The organism is Streptomyces sp. MS191 (genome assembly GCF_008042125.1).
GTDB lineage: Bacteria > Actinomycetota > Actinomycetes > Streptomycetales > Streptomycetaceae > Streptomyces.
Genome location: NZ_RDBI01000040.1, coordinates 2,978,206 through 2,997,615 on the forward strand (window position 1 = coordinate 2,978,206; position 19,410 = coordinate 2,997,615).

A 19,410-nucleotide genomic window follows, 5' to 3' on the forward strand; every position below is an offset into this window, starting at 1 on the left:
GCGCGTGTGGGGGGCGCGAAGCGGTCAGCGGGCGTCGTCCGGGAGCAGGCGCGCGAGTGTGCGCACGGCCCGGTACTGGAGGGTCTTGATCGCACCCTCGTTCTTGCCCATGACCCGGGCCGTCTCGGCGACCGAGAGGCCCTGCAGGAAGCGCAGGGTCACGCACTCCTGCTGCTGCGGGTTGAGCCGGCGGACCGCTTCGAGGAGGGCGGCGTTGGAGAGGGACTCCAGGACGGAGTCCTCCGGGCTGCGTTCGACCTCGTTCGCGTCGAGCATCTCGCCCGTGGTCACCTCCAGCCGGAACCGGCTGGACTTGAAGTGGTCCGCGACCAGGTTGCGGGCGATGGTGACCAGCCAGGCGCCGAAGTCGCGGCCCTGCCAGGTGAAGGTGGAGATCCGGCGCAGGGCGCGCAGGAACGTCTCACTGGTGAGGTCCTCCGCCGTCGCCTTCCCGCCGACGCGGTAGTAGATGTAGCGGTAGACGGTGTCGCTGTACTGGTCGTACAGCCGGCCGAAGGCCTCGGCCTCGCCGGCCTGGGCGCGTTCGACCAGGTCCATCATGCGCGCGCTGTCGCTGTCGGCGCTGGGGCGGCGGGCGGCGGTCGAGGTTCCGCCGGAGCCGCGGCTGCCGCGTCTTCCGACGGCGGCACCGCCGTCGGCCAGGGCATAGCAGGGACCGACAGGTGCCGGTGCGGCGAAGGCAAAGGCGGGGACAGGGACGGCGTACGCGGTGGGGACGAAGCCGCGCAAGTGGTCGAGGACCGTTGCGCGCAGCGTAGCCAGGCCCGAGGCGTCAACCCCGACGTGTGGGTACACGGGACTCCCAGAGGCAGAGCTTCCATCACGTGCAGTGCGGGACCGTTCACTCGTCGTGGCGACGTGGGGGGTCCGTTGTGCGTCTGAGGAGAATAACGCTTCGTACAGGCAGCGCTACACCCAGTTGCTCAAATCATCGATTACGTCGCATCTGTTACCGCTTGAAGGCGAAACAAGTAGCACTTGGTGACCGGTTGTTGATCGTTTCGCTTCCGAGTGTGACTGCGTGCACGCTCTGTTGTGCTCATGTGGAGGGTGGGCGAGTGATCGGGCCCGCTGCGGGGTAGGGAGCCGCGAATGTCTCCCCGTCGCCCTGTGCGGAGCTGTTCGACCACGTACGGGTGAGCGGAGCGGATCCCGGATTGTCGGAGTCGATCTCAGCCGAAACGTATCGGCAGCCCGCGGCGCGTGAACGGCGGCAGGGGGCGGGGCCTACAGCGACTCGCACAACGACATCCCGATGCTCTCGCTGGTCGGGCACCCGTACGCCATCAACCCGGACACGAAGCTGCGCAAGCACGCGAGGGACCGGGAGTGGCGGCTGCGCGACTACCGGACGGGCCGCAAGGCGGCCAAGGTCGGCATCCCCGCCGCGGCGCGTGAACGGCGGCAGGGGGCGGGGCGGCGGACACCCCAGGGGTGCCGCACGGATCTCGCCGGGCTCGCGGATCTCGCCGGGCTCGCGGCGCCCGGCCCGATCCCGGGGCACCCCCGCGCGGTGACGGCTCAAGGGCCCGCGAGGTGACGGTGGAAAGAGGAGAGGGTCAGCGGCGGCGGCGGTGCAGGGCCACCGCGGCGGCCGTCCCCCCGGCCAGTGCGCCGACGCCCGCCGCGGCGGGGATGCCGACCTTGGCCGCCTTGCGGCCCGTCCGGTAGTCGCGCAGCCGCCACTCCCGGTCCCTCGCGTGCTTGCGCAGCTTCGTGTCCGGGTTGATGGCGTACGGGTGCCCGACCAGCGAGAGCATCGGGATGTCGTTGTGCGAGTCGCTGTAGGCCGCGCAGCGGGCGAGGTCGAGTCCTTCGGCGGCGGCCAGCGCGCGCACCGCCTCCGCCTTCGCCGGGCCGTGCAGCGGCTCGCCGACCAGCTTGCCCGTGTAGACGCCGTCGACCGACTCGGCGACGGTGCCGAGCGCGCCGGTCAGGCCGAGCCGGCGGGCGATGATCGTGGCGGTCTCGACGGGGGCCGCCGTGACCAGCCAGACCTTCTGGCCGGCGTCCAGGTGGGCCTGCGCGAGCGCACGGGTGCCGGGCCAGATCCGGTCGGCCATGTACTCGTCGTAGATCTCCTCGCCGATCGACATCAGTTCGGCGACCCGGTGGCCCTGGACGATGGACAGCGCGCTGTCGCGGGCGTCCTGCATGTGTTCGGGGTCCTCGACGCCGGCGAGCCGGAACCACGCCTGCTGCCAGGCGAAGCGGGCCAGTTCGCGGCGCTGGAAGAACTTCCGCTTGTACAGGCCGCGGCCGAAGTGGAAGATCGCGGCGCCCTGCATCACGGTGTTGTCGAGGTCGAAGAAGGCGGCGGCCAGCGAGTCTCCGACGACCGGGAACTCCGGCTCCGCGGGCTTCCCCCCTGCGGTGTCGGCGGCCTCGGTCGCGGCCCCTTCGCGCTCGCGTTCCAGTTGGAGCGAGGTCTTGCGCGCTGCCTCTGCAGCGGCCTCGCCTGCCAGAACGCTGCGCGCGGTGGCGGAGCGCCTACGGGGGGTGAGCCATCCCAGAGCGGCCATGTCGTGAGCATAGCCAGTCTGTTCGGGACTTCCCGACCGGTGGGGATGCCAAGGCGTGAACACTCCGCGACTCTCCTGTTAAACGGACGATGGGGGAGCAAGCTGGACGGTGCGGGCGCGCATTCGCCCGGGCGTGGCGCCGACGCGTGGGGCGCGACTGCGGATTCGCGGCGCAGAATGGACGGCATGTTTGGACGGACGAAGAAGAAGGACGCCTCCGCCGTTCCCGTCCCGGCCGCCGAGCGGACCGTGACGCTGATCGGGAAACCGGGTTGTCATCTCTGTGACGACGCCCGCGCCGTCGTCGAGGCGGTCTGCGCCGAGACCGGAGCGAGCTGGGAGGAGAAGGACATCACCCAGGACGAGGAGCTCCACCGGGCCTACTGGGAGCAGATCCCCGTGGTCCTGGTCGACGGCGAGCAGCACACCTTCTGGCGGGTGGATGCCGGGCGGCTTCGGCGTGAACTGGGTGGGTGACCGGAACAGGGCTGTCATCGTGGACGTTCTGTCGGCTTTCAGGGGCGTGGTCGTGAGGAGAGTGTGCGGTTTTGCCCGCTTCGGGTTCTCAACGGGATGACATGCTTCGTGGTTCCGTTCCGAAGCGATCCGGCCGCGTGACCCCGGTCACTTTGGCCGGACAAAACGGACACCATCTTTGTGCACGCGTTCACAAAGACATAGCCTGCATTCGACGGGGCGGTCCTGGGACGTATGGCCGCCTAAAGCCCCGCTCATCCCGCAGGAGCACCGTGGCAACTGGCCGAACTCACCGACCGGCGACCCGCAGCCGAGGAATTCCCGAGGCCACCGTCGCCCGGCTTCCGCTGTATCTGCGTGCGCTCACCGCACTGTCGGAGCGCTCCGTACCCACGGTCTCCTCCGAGGAGCTCGCAGCCGCCGCGGGGGTCAACTCCGCGAAGCTGCGGAAGGACTTCAGCTACCTCGGCTCGTACGGCACGCGCGGCGTCGGCTACGACGTCGAGTACCTCGTCTACCAGATCTCCCGCGAGCTCGGTCTGACGCAGGACTGGCCCGTCGTCATCGTCGGCATCGGCAACCTCGGCGCCGCGCTGGCCAACTACGGCGGGTTCGCCTCCCGTGGCTTCCGGGTCGCCGCGCTGATCGACGCCGACCCCGCCATGGCCGGCAAGCCGGTCGCCGGCATGCCCGTGCAGCACAGCGACGACCTCGAGAAGATCATCGAGGACAACGGCGTCTCCATCGGTGTCATCGCGACCCCGGCAGGCGCCGCCCAGCCGGTCTGCGACCGGCTCGTGGCCGCCGGTGTCACCTCCATCCTGAACTTCGCCCCGACCGTGCTCTCCGTGCCCGACGGCGTGGACGTGCGCAAGGTCGACCTCTCCATCGAGCTGCAGATCCTCGCCTTCCACGAGCAGCGCAAGGCCGGCGAGGAAGGGGGCGGCACCGAGAGCGCCACGCCTCCCGCGGCGCGTGGCGGGGCCGCGTCGGCCGGCCGCAAGGGACCCGACGGGGACATCCCCGCCGTGATGCCGGCATGAGTCTCCTCGTCGTCGGTCTCAGCCACCGCAGCGCCCCGGTCAGCGTCCTGGAGCGGGCCTCGCTCCCCGCGGACACACAGGCCAAGCTGCTGCAGGACACCCTCGCCGCCGAACCGGCCGCCGAGGGCGCGGTCCTGGCCACCTGCAACCGCATCGAGCTCTACGCCGACGTGGACAAGTTCCACGCGGGCGTCGCCGAGCTGTCCACGCTCCTCGCGCAGCACAGCGGCGTCGGTCTCGAGGAGCTGACCCCGTACCTGTACGTGCACTACGAGGACCGGGCCGTCCACCACCTCTTCTCGGTGGCCTGCGGCCTGGACTCCATGGTCGTCGGCGAGGGCCAGGTCCTCGCCCAGATCAAGGACGCCCTCGCGCTCGGCCAGGAACTGCACACCGCCGGGCGGCTCCTGAACGACCTGTTCCAGCAGGCCCTGCGGGTCGGCAAGCGGGCTCACAGCGAGACCGGGATCGACCGTGCCGGGCAGTCGCTCGTCACCTTCGGCCTGGAGCAGCTCGCCGCGGGCGCGGACGTCGACACCTGGGCCAAGGGCAAGAAGGCGCTGGTCATCGGCGCCGGCTCGATGTCCTCGCTGGCCGCCGCGACGCTCGCGCGCGCCGGCGTCGCCGAGATCGTCGTCGCCAACCGCACCGGGTCCCGAGCCGAGCGCCTCGTGCAGATCCTCACCGAGCCCGGTGGCGCGGGCGTGGCCGCACGCGCGGCCGAGATGGTTGCCGTCGGCGACGAACTGACACGTGCCGACATCGTGATCTCCTGCACCGGGGCGACCGGGCTGGTCCTGACCGCCGAGGCCGTCGAGTCGGCGATGCGCGGGCGTACGGCCCCGCTGGCGCTGCTCGACCTCGCCATGCCCCGGGACATCGACGCGGCCGTCCACCGCATGCCGGGCATCCGGCTCGTCGACATCGAGTCGCTGGCCGAGGCCTCCGCCGACGCGCCGATGGCCGCCGACGTGGACCAGGTCCGCGCCATCGTCTCCGACGAGGTGGCCGCCTTCGGCGCCGCCCAGCGTGCCGCGCACATCACCCCGACCGTGGTCGCCCTGCGCACCATGGCCGCCGACGTCGTCGCGGGCGAGGTCGCCCGGCTGGAGGGCCGGCTGCCCGACCTCGACGACAAGCAGCGTGCCGAGATCACCCAGACCGTGCGCCGCGTGGTCGACAAGCTCCTGCACGCGCCGACCGTGCGGGTCAAGCAGCTGGCCAGCGAGCCCGGCGGTGCCGGGTACGCGGACGCGCTGCGGACACTCTTCGACCTCGACCCGGAGACGGTCGCCTCCGTCTCCCGGGCCGACCTGAATGACGCCGACGTCAAGAACCGAGGGCGAGTATGACCGAGAGGGCACTGAGGCTCGGGACCAGGCGCAGCAAGCTCGCCATGGCCCAGTCCGGGCAGGTGGCCGACGCCGTCCGGCAGCTGACCGGCCGGCCCGTCGAGCTCGTGGAGATCACGACGTACGGGGACACCTCCCGGGAGCACCTCGCGCAGATCGGCGGCACCGGTGTGTTCGTCGCCGCGCTGCGCGACGCGCTCCTGGCCGGCGAGGTGGACTTCGCCGTCCACTCCCTGAAGGACCTGCCGACCGCGCAGCACCCCGAGCTCGTCCTCGCCGCGATCCCGCGGCGCGAGGACCCGCGCGACGTGCTGATCGCCCGTGCGGGACTGACGCTCGACCGGCTGCCGGAGGGCGCCCGGATCGGCACCGGTTCGCCGCGGCGCACGGCCCAGCTGAACGCCTACGCGCGCAGCCACGGGCTGACCATCGAGACCGTGCCGATCCGCGGGAACATCGACACCCGCGTCGGATACGTGCACAAGGGCGAGCTGGACGCGGTGGTTCTCGCCGCGGCCGGACTCAACCGCATCGGCCGTACGGAGGAGCTCATCGGCTCCCTGTCGCTCGACTTCCTGTCGGTCGACTCCGTCCTGCCCGCCCCCGGCCAGGGGGCGCTGGCGATCGAGTGCCCGGCGGTCGACGCCGGTCTCGTCGCCCTGCTCGGCGAGCTCGACGACCCGCACACCCGGGCCGCCGTGACCGCGGAGCGATCCCTGCTCGCCGCCCTGGAGGCCGGCTGCTCCGCACCCGTGGGTGCGCTGGCCGACCTGCTGGCCGAAGTTTCCGGCCGCGGGCAGATTGTCACCGAAATGCGCCTGCGCGGCGTCGTCGGCACCACCGACGGCTCGACGCTGGTGCAGCTGTCCACCACCGGTCCCGTACCCGCGTCGCACGACGAGGCGATGGCACTCGGACGCGAACTCGCGGACGAGATGCTCGCCAAGGGTGCGGCCGGTCTTATGGGGGAGCGAGCACTTTGAGCCCCACCAGCCCCACCACCAGCCCCGTGTCCTCGGCCTTTCCCGGCCATGGGAGCGTCACCTTCCTCGGTGCCGGACCCGGCGACCCCGGACTCCTGACGCTCAGGGCCGTCGAGGCCCTGTCAGGCGCGGACGTCCTGATCGCCGAACCGGAGGTTCTCGAGGTCGTCCGCTGCCATGCGCGCACAGGCGTGAGCACGCCTGAGCTGACGGTTGTTGACGAGGCGTCAACAACCGCCGGGGTCCCCGTGTTGAGGGACGCAACCAATCTTGTCATGGAGGCTGCGCGGGGCGGCAAGCGGGTCGTCCGTGCGGTGACCGGCGACCCCGGCCTCGACGGAAACGCAGGTCAGGAGATGCTCGCCTGCGCTGCCGAGGGCATCCCCTTCGAGGTCGTGCCCGGCGTGGCCACGGCGGTGGGCGTGCCCGCGTACGCCGGTGTCCCGCTGCGCGACGCGCAGGGCACCGATGTGCGCTTCGTGGACGCCCGTACCGCCGACGACCGCTGCTGGAGCGAGGTCGGCGCCTCGGACGGCACCGTGGTCGTGTCCACCTCGCTGGACGCGGTGGCGGCGGCGGCCGGAGAGCTGGTGGCGGCAGGCCGTAAGCCGGACACCCCGCTCACCGTGACCATCGGCGGCACGACGACGCGGCAGCGGACCTGGACCGCGACGCTCGGCACGATCGCCCAGGTCTTCAAGCAGGGGAAGGTGCTGCCCTCTCCCGAGGGGCACCGGCCCGTCATAGCCGTGGTCGGCGAGCGCAGCGCCCCGGCGCAGCGCGACCAGCTGGCGTGGTTCGAGTCGAAGCCGCTCTTCGGGTGGCGGGTGCTCGTGCCGCGTACCAAGGAGCAGGCCGCGTCGCTCTCCGACCAGCTGCGCAGCTACGGCGCCGTGCCGCACGAGGTGCCGACGATCGCCGTCGAGCCGCCGCGGACGCCGCAGCAGATGGAGCGTGCGGTCAAGGGCCTGGTGACCGGTCGCTACGAGTGGATCGCCTTCACGTCCGTCAACGCGGTGAAGGCGGTGCGGGAGAAGTTCGAGGAGTACGGGCTCGACGCCCGGGCCTTCGCCGGGATCAAGGTCGCGGCGGTGGGTGAGCAGACGGCCGCGGCGCTGGTCGACTTCGGTGTGAAGCCGGACCTGGTGCCGAGCGGCGAGCAGTCGGCGGCGGGTCTCCTGGAGGACTGGCCGCCGTACGACCCGGTCTTCGACCCGATCGACCGCGTCTTCCTGCCGCGGGCGGACATCGCGACGGAGACGCTGGTCGCGGGCCTGATCGAGCTCGGGTGGGAGGTCGACGACGTGACCGCCTACCGCACGGTCCGGGCGTCGCCGCCGCCGGCGGACACGCGTGAGGCGATCAAGGGCGGCGGCTTCGACGCCGTGCTCTTCACGTCCTCGTCGACCGTGCGGAACCTGGTCGGTATCGCCGGCAAGCCGCACAACGTCACCGTCATCGCCTGTATCGGGCCGGCGACGGCCAAGACGGCGGAGGAGCACGGGCTGCGGGTCGACGTGCTGTCGCCGGAGCCGTCGGTGCACAAGCTCGCCGAGGCGCTGGCGGCCTTCGGGACGCGACGCCGCGAGGCGGCGCTGGAGGCCGGGGATCCGGTGACGCGGCCGAGCGAGCGCAGGCCGGGGGCGCGCAGGCGCCGGACGACCTGACGCGAGCGGTGTGCGTGGAGCGGGGTGCGGGACCTGTCGGGGTCCCGCACCCCGCTTCGTCGTGGGGCCCGCGGTGCGGGGCGGGCGGTGCGGGGCCGGGACGTGGTCCCGCGGAGGGCAACAACCTGTCGGTAAGAGCAGGGGGCGCACGGGCGTAGCCTCGGGGGCATGAACTCGTACGGATCCTTTCCCGGGGCGCGGCCGCGGCGGCTGCGGACGACTCCCGCCATGCGGCGGATGGTGGCCGAGACGCGCCTGAGCCCGGCCGATCTGATCCTTCCCGCGTTCGTGCGCGAGGGGATCACGGAGCCTGTGCCGATCGCCGCGATGCCGGGGGTCGTGCAGCACACCCGGGACACGCTGCGGAAGGCCGCCGTGGAGGCGCTGGAGACGGGTGTCTCCGGGATCATGCTCTTCGGTGTGCCGGAGGACGAGAAGAAGGACGCCGCGGGCACGGCCGGCACCGACCCGGACGGGATCCTGCAGGTCGCGATCCGGGACGTGAAGGCCGAGGTGGGCGACGACCTCGTGATCATGTCGGATCTGTGCCTGGACGAGTACACCGACCATGGGCACTGCGGCGTCCTGGACGGGAGCGGCCGGGTCGACAACGACGCCACGCTGGAGCGGTACGCCGAGATGGCCCAGGTCCAGGCCGACGCGGGCGTCCACGTCGTCGGCCCGMCCGGGATGATGGACGGTCAGGTCGGGGTGGTCCGCGACGCGCTGGACACCATCGGCAAGGAGGACGTGTCGATCCTCGCGTACACCGCGAAGTACTCCTCCGCCTTCTACGGTCCCTTCCGGGAGGCCGTCGGTTCCTCCCTCACGGGCGACCGCAAGACCTACCAGCAGGACCCGGCGAACCTGCGGGAGTCCCTGCGCGAGCTGGCGCTGGACCTCGAAGAGGGCGCCGACATGGTGATGGTGAAGCCGGCCGGGCCGTACCTGGACGTGCTCGCCAAGGTCGCCGAGACGGTGGACCCGGGATGATGGACGGTCAGGTCGGGGTGGTCCGCGACGCGCTGGACACCATCGGCAAGGAGGACGTGTCGATCCTCGCGTACACCGCGAAGTACTCCTCCGCCTTCTACGGTCCCTTCCGGGAGGCCGTCGGTTCCTCCCTCACGGGCGACCGCAAGACCTACCAGCAGGACCCGGCGAACCTGCGGGAGTCCCTGCGCGAGCTGGCGCTGGACCTCGAAGAGGGCGCCGACATGGTGATGGTGAAGCCGGCCGGGCCGTACCTGGACGTGCTCGCCAAGGTCGCCGAGACGGTGGACGTGCCGGTCGCGGCGTACCAGATCAGCGGTGAGTACGCGATGGTGGAGGCCGCCGCCGAGAAGGGCTGGATCGACCGCGACAGGGCGATCCTGGAGACGCTGACCGGGATCCGGCGGGCCGGTGCGCAGATGATCCTGACCTACTGGGCCACCGAGGTCGCCCGGAAGCTCAGCCGCGGGATCTGACCGCGGCGACCCGGCGCACGAGCCCTCGATGGGGACGGAACCGCAGGACGGTTCCGTCCCCGTCGTCGTCGTGGGCGGTCAGGACGTGCACGACCTTGCCGTCCTCGCTGCGGTGGTGGTGCCGGGCCAGCACGCTGCCGTCGTCGTCGGACGGGGCGGTGCCGAGGCTGCGGACGTGTCCCCGGCGCAGCGCGGTCACCCGGTCGTAGGCGTAGCGGCCGGGCGGACCCGCGGTGATGAGGGAGGCGATCGCCGCGCCGAGAGCGCGCTGGTTCGCCGGGTCGGCGGAGAACTCCCGGTGGCCCTCGGCGCTGGTCCACTGGGCGATGTTGAGGATGGTGCGGCCGTCCGAGCCCGCCAGGCAGTGCCGGGCGAGGAAGGACTCCGGAAGCGGGGCCGCGGTCCAGGCGTCGACGACGCCGTCCATGACCGTCCGCTGGTGCGCGGCGTCCTCGGTGGACCATTCGGAGATCAGGACGAGACCGGCGTCCGGGCGTCCGAACTCCGGGAAGTCGAGCGATTCCGTTAAAACGTTAGTCATGACTAACAGTTTTGCGTGCCGATGCCGAACGTGCAAACCGATTAACGCACGGTGATCGGCCTGGGTGGGGGCGGCGGTGCGTCCGGCCCTTCCCCCGGCCGGTTCGCCCCATGCGTGCCGACCGAACGGTCGGGTACCCACCGGTTGGTACGGAAGGAGCGGGCGGCGCACCCTGGTAGTACCCCTGGAGGTGGTCCTCATGGAGACACTCGTCGGATGGCACGTCGAAATGGAGTTCAAGGAGGAAGGCGACCGGACGAGGGCGGCCGCCATGGTGCGGCTCGGTGACGGCACCGAGTTCCGTGCCCACGGCAACGCGCAGCGGCACCCCTCCGACCCGGACCAGCTGCGGGTGGGCGAGGAGATCGCGGGGGCGCGCGCGCTGATGGACCTCGCCTCGCAGCTGCTGCAGAAGGCGCACACCGAGATCGACGAGGTGTCGGGCAGGACGTCCCACCCCTTGCGCTGACCGCGAGCGCAGCGCGGACCGGTACCGGGCGCCGAGCGGTACGGGGCCGGTACCGGGCGCCGGCCTCAGAAGGTCAGTGCCTCGTCCGCGTTCCGCTGCCAGTACGAGACGGCGGCGCCGTCGTCGGCGTAGGTGCCCGACGGGGCCGCCACCGTGCGGCCGCTGCCGACCGAGCCGCCGGAGCCGTCGCCCGGCGCGAAGTGGACCGAGATCCTGCGGACCGTACGCCCGTGGGAGTCCGCGCCACCCTCGCCGGTGAGCAGGACGGAGGCGTACGCCGACTCGCCGGGGGCGAGGGTGACGACGGCCTGGGGCTTGCTCTCGTCGAGGATCCGGATCGGGGACTGCGCGTCGTCGAAGCCGACGAAGGGGGCTCCGTAGGCGTTGCACGCCTGGGTGCCGGTGTTGGTGACGGTCAGCAGCAGGTGGTTGACGGGTCGGCTGACCTTGCTCGCGATCACCTTGGTGGTGGCGCCTGTGCAGGGCGTGCTGACGGGGTCACCGGACCGGGAGGGGGCCGGAGCGCCGGTGGCGGGACGGGTCGTCCCGGCCGGCCGGGCGGTGGTGGGCCGCGCCGTCACGGACGGGGCGGCCGGTCGTGCGCTCGGCGTGGCCGAGCCGGTGGACCGGGGCGCCGGGGCGGTGGAGGCGGAGGGCGTCGCGGCCTTGTCGTCGGCGCCCTGACCGCAGGCGGTCAGGGCGAGACCGGCGACGASCGCGGCGGCGGCCAGGGTGAGGCGAGAGGTGGCGCGCATGGTGGTTCCCCCGTGAGGTTCGGTCGGTCGGTTCAGGTCCGGGTGATCAGGGCGATCGCGATCGCGGCGCACATGATCAGCACCGCGGTGGCCACGAGATCCGTGAGGCGGCTGCTCGGCATGGGCCTCAGCCTGCGGGGCGGTCCCCACCCCGCGCAATCGACACGGGACAATGGGGGAAGCTGGAACGCCCGCACATCCTGCGAGCTGGGGAAACGACCCTTCCCTGGAATGCGTTCCTGGGACGGCGAGACGAGGGGGCACGGGGCGGGTGGCGACGGAGACGGACGGCTTCGCGGAGCTGGTGCGCGATCTGAAGGAACGATCCGGGCTCAGCTACGGGGCACTGGCGAAGAAGCTCCACGTGAGTACGTCGACGCTCCACCGGTACTGCAACGGCGATGCCGTACCGACCGAGTTCGCTCCGGTGGAGCGGCTGGGGCGGTTGTGCGGAGCCTCCCGGGAGGAGCTGATCGCCCTTCACCGCGGCTGGATCCTGGCGGACGAGGCGCGCAGGCGGGGGAAGGCGGCCGCGGCCACGCCGGAGCCGGCGGCCGGACCGGGGCAGGGCACGGTGTCCGAGGCGCCCGGCGCGTCCGGTACCGGGTCCGGACAGCCGGGCGAGCCCGGACCGGCGGAGCCCGCGGAGCCGGTGGAGTCCCGGCCGGAGACGACGCCGCCCGGCCCGGCCGCTGCTGACGGAGCGTCCGCGGCCGGGGCCGAGTCCTCACCGGCGGTGGGACCGCGGCCGGGGTCACGACCGGAGCGGGAGCCGGGCTCCGGGTCCGGAGCGGACGCGGACGTCCTCGTCACCGTGCGGCCCCCGGCGCCGACCGGGGCGGGCACCCGCAAGCGGCTGCGCACGGTCCTCGCGGCCGCCGCGGTCGTCGCCCTTGCCGTGCCAGTCGCCTATGCCGTCAGCCGCCCGGACGACGGTGACGCCGACGCGAAGGGCGACGGACGGCGCAAGGCGGCCGGGGCCGCGACGGCGGTCACCGGCGCCGCCGGTACGCCCACGCCGTCCGCGGCCTCCGGCACCCCCTCCGCCTCCTCCACGACGCCGGGTTCCGCGACGCCCTCGACCCCCGCGAAGTCCTCCGCGCCGGTCCCGCACGCGGTGGCCACACCCGTGAGCGTCGGCATCAGCTCGTACAACTGGGAGTCGTCCTGCGGCCAGTTCTACGTCCTCGGCCGGCAGCCCGGTGAGGTCCCGCCGCCGCCCGCGCCGCAGGACGCGCGCGGCTGGGCCCGTGCGCTGGGCGGGGTCGACGGCGGCCACATGCAGCTCCAGCTGACCGTCACCGGCAAGACCGCGGAGGCGGTGGTGCTCAACGCCCTCCACGTCCGCGTGGTGGAGCGCTCCGCTCCGCTCGACCGGGCCGTGTACGCGATGGGCGACGGTTGTGGCGGCGGGATCACCCCGCAGACCTTCGACATCGACCTCGACGCGTCCCGCCCGTTCGCGCAGCCGGTCGCCGGCCGGGACGGCGACGGGGTCGTGCCCGCCAAGGACTTCCCCTACAAGGTGTCCACCAGCGACCCCGAGGTCTTCAACCTGGACCTCCACACCGAGTCGCACGTCGTCTCCTGGTACCTGGAGGTCGACTGGAGCAGCGGCGACCGCCACGGCACGCTGTACGTCAAGGACGACGGCAAGCCCTTCCGGACGAGCGCCATCGAGGGGAAGAAGACCTACAACTACCTGCCCGACAAGGGCGAGTGGGTCACCTACTAAGGGCTTTCCGGCCCGCACGGCCGAAGGCCCCGGCACCGTACGGAGACGGTGCCGGGGCCTTCGGCCGTGCGGGAGTGCTCGGGCGTCAGAGACGCTCGGGGGTCCGGATGCCGAGCAGGGCCATGCCCTGGTGGAGCGTGCGGGCGGTCAGGTCGCAGAGCAGGAGCCGGTTCTCCGCGATGTCCTGCGGCGGCGCGGGCTTGATGACCGGGCACAGGTCGTAGAACGTCGTGTAGAGCGACGCGAGCTGGTAGAGGTAGGCCGCCAGCTTGTGCGGGGCGTACTCCGCGGCGGACTCCCGGACCACCTCGCCGAAGGTGTCCAGGTGCAGGCCGAGGGCCCGCTCGGCCGGCTCCAGGGCGAGCTCCGGGTGCGCGACGGGCGTGCGGTCGCCCGCCTTGCCGAAGATCGACCTGATCCGGGCGTAGGCGTACTGGAGGTAGACCGAGGTGTCGCCGTTCAGCGAGACCATCTGGTCCAGGTCGAACTTGTAGTCGCGCGCCGCGGACGTGGACAGGTCGGCGTACTTGACCGCGCCGATGCCCACGTACTGGCCGTTCTCGACGATCTCGGTCTCGGTCAGGCCCACCTTCTCGGCCTTCTCGCGCACGACCGACGTCGCCCGGTCCACGGCCTCGTCGAGCAGGTCGACCAGCCGGACGGTCTCGCCCTCACGGGTCTTGAACGGCTTGCCGTCCTTGCCGAGCACGGTGCCGAACGCCAGCTGGACGGCCTTGACCTCGTCGTTCAGCCAGCCGGCCCGGCGGGCGGTCTCGAAGACCATCTTGAAGTGCAGGGACTGGCGGGCGTCGACCACGTACAGCAGGGTCGTCGCCTTCAGGTTGCCCACCCGGTCGCGGATCGCGGACAGGTCGGTCGCCGCGTAGCCGAAGCCGCCGTCGGACTTCTGGACGATCAGCGGAGTCGGGTTGCCGTCCGGGCCCTTGACGTCGTCGAAGAAGACGCAGAGGGCGCCCTCGGAGCGCACCGCGACGCCCGACTCCTCCAGGATCCGGCAGGTCTCCGCGAGCATGTCGTTGTACCCGGACTCGCCGACGACGTCGGGGTCCCGGATGTCCATGTCGAGCTTGTCGAAGACCGAGTAGAAGTAGATCTTCGACTCGTCGACGAACCGCTGCCACAGGGCGAGGGTCTCCGGCTCGCCCGCCTGGAGGTCCACGACCCGCGCCCGCGCCCGGGTCTTGAACTCCTCGTCGGAGTCGAAGAGCGCGCGCGAGGCCTTGTAGAGCCGGTTCAGGCTGGACATGGCCTCCTCGCCGGAGACCTCCCCGTCCGACGCGTGGTCCAGCTCGTGCGGGTGCTCGATCAGGTACTGGATGAGCATGCCGAACTGGGTGCCCCAGTCGCCGATGTGGTGGCGCCGGACCACCGTCTCGCCGGTGAACTCGAGGATCTCGACCATCGCGGCGCCGATCACGGCGGAACGCAGGTGACCGACGTGCATCTCCTTGGCCACGTTCGGCTGGGCGTAGTCGATCACCGTGGTGCCGGCGTCGGGGGCGAACGGCACGCCGAGGCGGTCGTCGGCGGCCCGGGCGGCGAGGGTCCGCACGATCGCCTCGTCGGTGACCGTGATGTTCAGGAAGCCGGGGCCCGAGACCTCGATCTCCTTCAGCACGTCGTTCGCCGGGATGCCGTCGACGACCTGCGTCGCCAGCTCACGCGGGTTGCCCTTGAGCCGCTTGGCGAGGGCCAGGATGCCGTTGGCCTGGAAGTCGGCCCGGTCGCTTCGTCGCAGCAGCGGGTCGGCGGAGCCGGCCTCCGGCAGGGCTGCCGAGAGACCTTCCGCGAGGCGCTGCTGCACGGTCGAAGCGAGGGAAGGGACCGAGGCCATGAGCTTCCGTTCCTGTCGGTGGTGTACCGGTTCCTTGGGTGGTTCCGGGGGCTGAATTTCGCTTGTCAAGTGTCCCATGGCAGAGCAACGTGTTTTTCCCGGCCGTGGACAACCCCGGAGCGGGTCCCGTCGTCTGGGAGAATGGCCGGCGTAAGGCTGTAAGGCTCCGAGGGATTCCAGGAAGAAGGACGTACCGACCGTGGCTCAGAGCAGCACCGAGACCGACTGGGTCTCCCGTTTCGCGGACGAGGTCATCGCCGAGTCGGAGCGACGTGCGCCTGGCAAACCGGTCGTCGTCGCCTCCGGACTCTCACCCTCCGGTCCCATCCACCTGGGCAACCTGCGCGAGGTCATGACCCCGCACCTGGTCGCCGACGAGATCCGCCGGCGCGGCCACGAGGTCCGTCATCTGATCTCCTGGGACGACTACGACCGCTACCGCAAGGTGCCGAACGGCGTCGCGGGCGTCGACGAGTCCTGGGCCGAGCACATCGGCAAGCCGCTGACCTCCGTCCCGGCCCCGGCCGGCTCGGAGTACGCCAACTGGGCCGAGCACTTCAAGGCCGCCATGGTGGAGTCGCTGGCCGAGCTGGGCGTCGAGTACGACCCCATCAGCCAGACGGAGCAGTACACGGCGGGCACCTACCGCGAGCAGATCCTGCACGCGATGAAGCACCGCGGTGACATCGACGCGATCCTCGACCAGTACCGGACCAAGAAGGGACCGGCCAAGAAGTCGCAGAAGCCGGTCGACGAGGCCGAGCTGGAGGCCGAGGAGGGCTCCGGCGCGGCGAGCGAGGACGACGGCTCGGGCGGCGCGGGCGGGTACTTCCCGTACAAGCCGTACTGCGGGCGCTGCGAGAAGGACCTGACGGCCGTCACGTCGTACGACGACGAGACCACCGAGCTGGCCTACACCTGCACGTCCTGCGGCTTCGCCGAGACCGTGAAGCTGAGCGAGTTCAACCGCGGCAAGCTGGTCTGGAAGGTCGACTGGCCGATGCGCTGGGCGTTCGAGGGCGTCATCTTCGAGCCCTCCGGCGTCGACCACTCCTCGCCCGGCTCGTCCTTCGTCGTCGGCGGCCAGATCGTGCGTCAGATCTTCGACGGCGTGCAGCCGATCGGCCCCATGTACGCCTTCGTCGGCATCAGCGGCATGGCCAAGATGTCCTCGTCGCGCGGTGGCGTCCCGACGCCGGCCGACGCGCTGAAGATCATGGAGGCGCCGCTGCTGCGCTGGCTGTACGCGCGCCGCAAGCCCAACCAGTCCTTCAAGATCGCCTTCGACCAGGAGATCCAGCGGCTCTACGACGAGTGGGACAAGCTGGAGGCCAAGGTCGCGGACGGCAGCGTGCTCCCGGCCGACGCCGCGGCGCACGCCCGGGCCGCCCGCACCGCCGCCGGTGAGCTGCCGCGCACCCCGCGCCCGCTGCCGTACCGGACGCTGGCCTCGGTCATGGACATCACGGCCGGCCACGACGAGCAGACCCTGCGGATCCTGACCGAGCTGGACCCGGAGAGCCCGGTCACCGACCTGGACGAGGTCCGGCCCCGGCTGGACCGCGCCGAGAACTGGATCACCACCCAGGTCCCGGCCGACCAGCGCACGATCGTCCGCGATGAGCCGGACGCCGAACTCCTCGGCTCCCTCGACGACGAGGGCCGCGAGTCGCTGCGCCTGCTCCTGGCGGGGCTGGACACGCACTGGTCCCTCGACGGTCTGACCACCCTGGTCTACGGCGTCCCGAAGGTCATGGCCGGTCTCGACCCCGAGGCCAAGCCCACCCCGGAGCTGAAGGTCGCCCAGCGGTCCTTCTTCGCCCTGCTCTACAAGCTCCTGGTGAGCCGTGAGACGGGCCCCCGGCTGCCCACGCTGCTGCTGGCCGTCGGCGCGGAGCGGGTGCGCAGGCTGCTCGGCGCGTGACGTGTGCGAAGGCCCCCGCCCGGTTTCCGGGCGGGGGCCTTCGCGCGTTCCCAGCAGGTGGACCGGCGGGACCTACGGGATGTGGTTCTCCGCCATCTCCTGCTCGATGCGGTGGCGCAGCCGCGGCGTCAGCTCCCGCAGGATCGACGCGCTGCGCGGGTGCTGGACCCCGTACATGTCGCTCAGCCATATGTCGAGCTGCTCGGCGTTCGGGAAGTCCTGCCGCTCCTCGACGTAGTCCCACATCGCCTTGTAGGCGGCCTCGGAGAACTCGTCCACCTGCGGCTCCGGCTCGACGTACTCCGGGTACTCCTCGAACTGCTCCGGACCCTGCTCCTGGCGCGGGCCCGGGATCGGCAGGTCGTCCGGCCCCTGGGGCACCGCGACGGGCGTCGGCTCGAGACCTTCCACGTACTGCGGGTCGAAGGCGCCCTCGTAGGCCTCGGGCGGCAGCTGCTGCGCCTGGAACCAGGGGCTGTCGTGGTTCGGCGGCAGCTCCGGTCCCTGGCCGGGGAGGCCACCCTGCGGCAGGTCCCGGGGGGACGCCTGGAGGAGCTGCGGGGGCTGCTGCGCGTTCGCCGGCTGAGCCGGGAGTCCCTGCGGCAGGTCGGGCCGGCCCGTGAGGCCCGCCGGGACCTGCGCGGCCTGGGCCGGCTGCGGCGGCAGCAGCGCGGGCTCGACGCCTGCCGCGGCGAGCCCGGCGGCGGCGGTCTCCGCGAGCGGCACGCCGTACTTGGCCAGGCGCAGCGGCATCAGCGCCTCCACCGGGGCCTTGCGGCGCCAGGCCCGGCCGAAGCGGGCCTGCAGGCGTGCCTGGTAGATCAGCCGGTCCTGCTCCAGCTTGATCACCTGCTCGTAGGAGCGCAGCTCCCACAGCTTCATCCGTCGCCACAGGCGGAACGTCGGGATGGGCGAGAGCAGCCAGCGGGTCAGCCGGACGCCCTCCATGTGCTTGTCGGCCGTGATGTCGGCGATCCGGCCCACGGCGTGCCGCGCCGCCTCGACCGCGACGACGAACAGCACCGGGATGACCGCGTGCATGCCGACGCCCAGCGGGTCCGGCCAGGCGGCGGCGCCGTTGAAGGCGATCGTCGCCGCGGTCAGCACCCAGGCCGTCTGCCGCAGGAGCGGGAACGGGATCCGGATCCAGGTCAGCAGCAGGTCCAGTGCGAGCAGCACACAGATGCCGGCGTCGATGCCGATGGGGAAGAAGTAGGAGAAGTCGCCGAAGCCCTTCTCGAGGGCGAGCTCGCGCACGGCGGCGTACGAACCCGCGAAACCGATCCCGGCGATGATCACCGCACCGGCGACGACCACGCCGATCAGTATCTTGTGCGTCCGTGTCAGCTGCACCGCGGCCACCCGCGATCCCCTCCCGTCAGTGGACATCTCGCGGGCACAGCGTGGCACACACGCGCGGAGCCCGGCCCTCGGGGGAGGGACAGGCTCCGCGCGTATGTGCCCATATGACGGTGTTCGTGGCGGGACGGGCGTGCTAGTTCGCGGCGGCGACCGCGGCGACGGCCTCCTTGGCGGCCTTCACGGCGCCGTCCATGACCGCCTTGTCGCTGGGGGCGGCCGCGCCCGCGTAGCCGGCGCCGTTGTAGGTCAGCAGCACCAGGACGTTGCCCGTACGGGCCACGACCGAGGCGTACTTGAAGTCCTCGTCGGTCTTGCGGAGGTCGTAGGCGACGGCCCTGCCCTCCTCGCCGATGCCGGACGTCTCCGTGGTGCGCAGCTTCTTCGCGCCCTCGGTCGCCTCCAGCTTGGCGAGCTCCTTGGCGAGGTTCTGCTTGGCGCGCTCCTGGCCGCTGCCGAGCGCGACGTCCGAGTCGTAGCGGTAGAACGAGACGTCGAGCCAGCGGTACTGCGAGCCCTTCGTGCCCTTGTCCTCCAGGCCGTTCCACGAGCAGCCGCCACGGCTGGAGGTGTCGCTGGACGTGGCCGACGTGCCGTTCTTGGCCTTGGCCTTGGGCACCAGCGTCGCGGTCGTCTTGGCGGAGACCGCCTTGCAGGCGTCGGGCAGCTTCGCGAACTTCGCGGGCTCGACCGTCTTCTTCGACGGGGCGGTCTGCGGGGCGGAGGACGCCGAGCCCTTGCCCTTGTCCGGGGACGCTCCGGAACCGCCGTCGGAGTCCGAGGAGCAGCCGGCGACGACGAGCATCACCGGGACGGCTGCGCAGGCGAGTATGCGGGTGAGTCGCGGGGCTGATCGGTGCATGGTTCCTTCAGTCGCTTGTCGTACGGTCCGGCCGGCGGCCACGGTACGCCGACACGTTACGGGGTCGGGATGCGCTCACGGAGCGGGTCGGGACCGCTACTCCTCCAGGCGGTCGGCGAGCAGCCGGGCCAGATTCCGGGCCCTTTCCTGCAGCTCCGCGCTGTCGGGCACCTCGGTGGCGCCGGTCGTCTGGGCGACGTATCCGATGGTGACGATCACGTTGGATGTGCGGAACACCACGCTCACGGTGCGGTGCCGGCCGTTGGATCCGTCGGGGGTGAGGACGTCGTCGAGGAACGCCACCTCGCCCAGGCCCTCCAGGACGCGGGGCTCCAGGCCGGTGGTGGGGGTCGCGGTCACGCCGCCCGGCGGGGGC

At 71.8% G+C, this 19,410-nt stretch carries 15 protein-coding genes and 4 pseudogenes; 11 read left to right on the plus strand and 8 right to left on the minus strand.

Going from position 1 to position 19,410, the window contains the following annotated elements:
- Nucleotides 1-24 precede the first annotated feature (24 nt).
- A complete protein-coding gene (locus EAO71_RS20930; protein ID WP_147979094.1) occupies nt 25-816 on the minus strand; it encodes an ECF subfamily RNA polymerase sigma factor, BldN family in 792 nt (263 codons plus the stop codon).
- Nucleotides 817-1,246: 430 nt separating this feature from the next.
- Here EAO71_RS20930 and EAO71_RS20935 point away from each other — a divergent pair.
- Nucleotides 1,247-1,414: pseudogene (locus EAO71_RS20935) on the plus strand (HAD-IB family hydrolase); the annotation flags it as partial.
- Between the two features lie 166 nt (nt 1,415-1,580).
- On the opposite strand, the gene EAO71_RS20940 reads toward EAO71_RS20935, so the two are convergent.
- The gene (locus tag EAO71_RS20940; RefSeq protein ID WP_147979095.1) at nt 1,581-2,543 is read right to left on the minus strand and encodes an HAD family hydrolase; all 963 of its coding nucleotides are present in this window, start codon (nt 2,541-2,543) and stop codon (nt 1,581-1,583) included.
- Nucleotides 2,544-2,720: 177 nt separating this feature from the next.
- On the opposite strand from EAO71_RS20940, the gene EAO71_RS20945 reads away from it, so the two are divergent.
- The 7 genes and pseudogenes from EAO71_RS20945 to EAO71_RS20975 form a co-directional block, all read left to right on the plus strand.
- Entirely contained in the window at nt 2,721-3,020 is a 300-nt protein-coding gene (locus tag EAO71_RS20945) for a glutaredoxin family protein (RefSeq protein ID WP_187282724.1), read from the plus strand.
- 272 nt (nt 3,021-3,292) lie between these two features.
- Entirely contained in the window at nt 3,293-4,063 is a 771-nt protein-coding gene (locus EAO71_RS20950) for a redox-sensing transcriptional repressor Rex (RefSeq protein ID WP_147979097.1), read from the plus strand.
- Nucleotides 4,060-5,415, plus strand: coding sequence for a glutamyl-tRNA reductase (locus EAO71_RS20955; RefSeq protein WP_147979098.1), 1,356 nt, complete (start codon nt 4,060-4,062; stop codon nt 5,413-5,415). Before EAO71_RS20950 ends, EAO71_RS20955 begins: the two co-directional genes overlap by 4 nt.
- Nucleotides 5,412-6,398: a hydroxymethylbilane synthase gene (gene hemC, locus EAO71_RS20960; protein WP_147979099.1), complete on the plus strand. Its 987-nt coding sequence runs from the start codon at nt 5,412-5,414 to the stop codon at nt 6,396-6,398. The genes EAO71_RS20955 and hemC overlap by 4 nt, the downstream gene beginning before the upstream one ends.
- Nucleotides 6,395-8,065 carry a bifunctional uroporphyrinogen-III C-methyltransferase/uroporphyrinogen-III synthase gene (locus EAO71_RS20965; protein WP_147979100.1) on the plus strand — a complete coding sequence of 557 codons (1,671 nt, stop codon included), beginning with the start codon at nt 6,395-6,397 and terminating at the stop codon, nt 8,063-8,065. The genes hemC and EAO71_RS20965 overlap by 4 nt, the downstream gene beginning before the upstream one ends.
- A gap of 168 nt (nt 8,066-8,233) precedes the next feature.
- Nucleotides 8,234-9,049 (plus strand): annotated as a pseudogene (gene hemB / locus EAO71_RS20970) (porphobilinogen synthase); the annotation flags it as partial.
- Nucleotides 9,043-9,534, plus strand: a pseudogene (locus EAO71_RS20975) (porphobilinogen synthase); the annotation flags it as partial. The pseudogenes hemB and EAO71_RS20975, both read left to right, overlap by 7 nt.
- On the opposite strand, the gene EAO71_RS37800 reads toward EAO71_RS20975, so the two are convergent.
- A complete protein-coding gene (locus tag EAO71_RS37800; RefSeq protein ID WP_187282725.1) occupies nt 9,518-10,075 on the minus strand; it encodes a hypothetical protein in 558 nt (185 codons plus the stop codon). The pseudogene EAO71_RS20975 and the gene EAO71_RS37800 sit on opposite strands and share 17 nt — an antisense overlap.
- 199 nt (nt 10,076-10,274) lie before the next feature.
- Here EAO71_RS37800 and EAO71_RS20985 point away from each other — a divergent pair, with 199 nt between their 5' ends.
- Entirely contained in the window at nt 10,275-10,544 is a 270-nt protein-coding gene (locus tag EAO71_RS20985; RefSeq protein ID WP_147979102.1) for a DUF1876 domain-containing protein, read from the plus strand.
- 65 nt (nt 10,545-10,609) lie between these two features.
- Here the strand turns inward: EAO71_RS20985 and EAO71_RS20990 are convergent, their stop codons facing one another.
- A complete protein-coding gene (locus EAO71_RS20990; protein WP_147979103.1) occupies nt 10,610-11,299 on the minus strand; it encodes a DUF4232 domain-containing protein in 690 nt (229 codons plus the stop codon).
- 271 nt (nt 11,300-11,570) lie between these two features.
- On the opposite strand from EAO71_RS20990, the gene EAO71_RS20995 reads away from it, so the two are divergent.
- A complete protein-coding gene (locus EAO71_RS20995) occupies nt 11,571-13,034 on the plus strand; it encodes a transcriptional regulator (RefSeq protein ID WP_261992212.1) in 1,464 nt (487 codons plus the stop codon).
- A gap of 85 nt (nt 13,035-13,119) precedes the next feature.
- Here the strand turns inward: EAO71_RS20995 and argS are convergent, their stop codons facing one another.
- Nucleotides 13,120-14,889 carry an arginine--tRNA ligase gene (argS, locus tag EAO71_RS21000; protein ID WP_147979105.1) on the minus strand — a complete coding sequence of 590 codons (1,770 nt, stop codon included), beginning with the start codon at nt 14,887-14,889 and terminating at the stop codon, nt 13,120-13,122.
- Between the two features lie 199 nt (nt 14,890-15,088).
- Between argS and lysS the strand changes: the two genes are divergently transcribed.
- On the plus strand, nt 15,089-16,813 hold the full coding sequence (gene lysS / locus EAO71_RS21005; RefSeq protein WP_147979106.1) for a lysine--tRNA ligase: 1,725 nt from the start codon (nt 15,089-15,091) through the stop codon (nt 16,811-16,813).
- A 72-nt stretch (nt 16,814-16,885) separates the two neighbouring features.
- Here lysS and EAO71_RS21010 read toward each other — a convergent pair whose 3' ends face one another.
- The 3 genes and pseudogenes from EAO71_RS21010 to EAO71_RS21020 form a co-directional block, all read right to left on the minus strand.
- Nucleotides 16,886-18,175, minus strand: a complete 1,290-nt coding sequence (locus EAO71_RS21010) for a DUF2637 domain-containing protein (protein ID WP_147979107.1) — start codon at nt 18,173-18,175, stop codon at nt 16,886-16,888.
- A gap of 133 nt (nt 18,176-18,308) precedes the next feature.
- Nucleotides 18,309-19,034, minus strand: coding sequence for a DUF3558 family protein (locus tag EAO71_RS21015; RefSeq protein WP_147979108.1), 726 nt, complete (start codon nt 19,032-19,034; stop codon nt 18,309-18,311).
- 96 nt (nt 19,035-19,130) lie between these two features.
- Nucleotides 19,131-19,410 (minus strand): annotated as a pseudogene (locus EAO71_RS21020) (DUF3558 domain-containing protein); the annotation flags it as partial.